Origin of the sequence: Pseudoponticoccus marisrubri (genome assembly GCF_001482405.1) — a bacterium.
GTDB lineage: Bacteria > Pseudomonadota > Alphaproteobacteria > Rhodobacterales > Rhodobacteraceae > Pseudoponticoccus > Pseudoponticoccus marisrubri.
In genome coordinates this window covers 1-2,276 of sequence record NZ_LPXO01000038.1, presented here as the reverse complement: position 1 = coordinate 2,276, position 2,276 = coordinate 1, and the positions used below count along the sequence as shown (strand labels likewise).

Genomic DNA, 2,276 nt, shown 5'->3' with positions numbered 1-2,276 from the left:
GGATTTCTGGCTCATCTTCGCTCCTTGGTGCCTGCGATGATCCAGAAATCCTCCGTTACGAAAACCTCAAATCTGTCCCACAGGTGCTGACGTCAGACACAAGATGGCGCGCACCGTACACGCCGTGGTCATGCACGGCGAACCCGATCGCCCCTTCTTCGAGGGGGTGAGCCCAGGCGGAAGGACCTCTCTCTGACATGAGCCGTGGAGGCAGCTTCCTGACCTCGTAGATAATGTTCGGGCCTTCTGCTTGGGATCTGGGATCTCGTGTTGAGGACGGTGAGGGCCGCCAGCGCGCGTCCCCTGTGTTTGCCATGGAAGAGATCATTTCTTGACGGCAGAGCCCGTCTGGGCAACCTAACAGGGTATCCGGGATACCGGACGCCCCATGACCTGCTGACCCAAGCGGCCAGAATTTCCCGACACAGGACGTTGTCGCTGACAATGCTAGCGGGTTTTCCGTAGATCCGGACGAGTGCGTCCAGCTCCCGGGCAACGCGCTCGCCTGAAGTGCTGGTGTCCGCAGCCAGGCACAGGTTCTCCCGGCAGAAGTCGTCATTCACGGCCAGGATGCGGAACTTGCGCGAAGCGCCGAAGCTGTCTGCCAGGAAATCCAGGGACCAGCGCTGATTGGGCCGTGTGGCCTCGGGCATCGGCGTTCGTGAGCCCCGGGCACGCTTGCGGCCCCGCCGCCGCTTCACCGCAAGCCCTTCTTCCCGGTAGAGGCGGTAGAGTTTTTTGTGGTTCATGATCATGCCTTTGCGCTCAAGCAGCACGCCGATCCGCCGGTAGCCGAACCGGCGGCGCCTGCCAGCGATCTCCTTCATCTCCTGGCGGATCTCGAGATGGTCAGGCGGGCGTTCGCGCCGGACCGTCTTGGGGTCGACACCCCCTCTCGTGACATTGCTGCGCAATGCACTGCCGGGCAGCGGACCAGCCGGCAGGCCCTGCGTTGCGAGATGTCATGATCCCGCATCGCATTGAGCGCTGCCTCTCGCCGCTCCTTCGGCGTCGTCAGGGTCGGCCTTTCCCTCGAACCGATGGAGGGCTGACGGCCTCCATTCCCAGCAGTTCTTTCAAAACCACATTGTCGAGCATCGTGTCTGCCAGCAGCCGCTTCAGCTTGGCGTTCTCATCCTCAAGCGCCTTCAGCCGTGCGGCCTCAGATACCTCCATGCCGCCATACTTGGACTTCAGCTTGTAAAAGGTCGCCGGGCTCAGGCCGTGCCGGCGACACACCTCCGCTGTCGGCATTCCGGCTTCCTGTTCTTTGATCATCCCGATGATTTGCGCCTCGGTGAAACGGCTCTTACGCATTCGTCTGCTCCTACATAGGTTGGGCAGACTCTACTTCATGGTGAGGGATTTTGCAGAGGGCAGGTCAGATTGCGCAACAGAGCTTTTCCGATTGTCAAGCGTGCCTTCCGGCGTGGTTGCCGCGGCAAGCTCCGCGTTCTGGCCTGCAAAGGTCGCAGAGCTTTCACCGATGACCCGTCCGTCACCGAGCACAAACGAGGCTCCGTTTTCGGTCCAGCCCAGGGCGTCGACCAACTGCAGGGTGTCTTTCGGCGACCAGCGGCGGACAAGTTCGCTGATCGCCTTGCTCGTCCCGGGGGCGGTGCCGAACATGAGGCCGTGGTCCGCAAGCATTGCGATCAGCTTGCCTGCGGCGCCATTGAGCGTCGCGGCGTCGAGAATGACCTCGTGGTGGCGCCCGTCCGGATCCTGAAACGCGACCTGCTTTCCCCATCCGGTCCCGTCCGCCCGCCGGCAATGGGCGGTTACGCAGAACGGTTTTGACAGAAAAACAGGTCCATCACCGGTATCGTCGTCATCGGGCAGCAGCCAGACGCCGGTCTCGTCGAGCAGGTAGCCGGCCGGCAGGCAAAGGTTATCTCCCGCACTCGGCCTGGAGGCGGGACGAGGGGCTTGTGAAGCCAGCTGTACGACGTTTGAGGGAACGGAGATCTGATCTTTCATGGCGTGTCCTTTGGGCATGACGCTGCACACCCTGTGCAGCGTTGCAAGCTGCACAGGGTCTGGCGGGGCTGTGGGGTGGTCGGTGAAGTTGGCGTCTGTCGGCTCAGAAGGGGTGGTGTGAGGCGAAATGTCTGACGTCAGCACCTGTGGGACAGATTTGAGGTTTTCGTAACGGAGGATTTCTGGATCATCGCAGCCACCAAGGAGCGAAGATGAGCCAGAAATCCGGAACATCCAAGGACGCGGCCGACAAGCTGGTCAAAGGGATCAAGCGCAAGACCCGGAAGCAGTACTCG

At 61.6% G+C, this 2,276-nt stretch carries 1 protein-coding gene and 1 pseudogene; both read right to left on the bottom strand.

Annotated elements, in window-relative coordinates; genetic code table 11:
- Positions 1–431: 431 nt before the first annotated feature.
- Positions 432–1,317 (bottom strand): annotated as a pseudogene (locus tag AVJ23_RS22485) (IS3 family transposase); the annotation flags it as partial.
- Between the two features lie 30 nt (positions 1,318–1,347).
- On the bottom strand, positions 1,348–1,980 hold the full coding sequence (locus AVJ23_RS21835) for a DUF927 domain-containing protein (protein WP_058864346.1): 633 nt from the start codon (positions 1,978–1,980) through the stop codon (positions 1,348–1,350).
- Positions 1,981–2,276 lie beyond the last annotated feature (296 nt).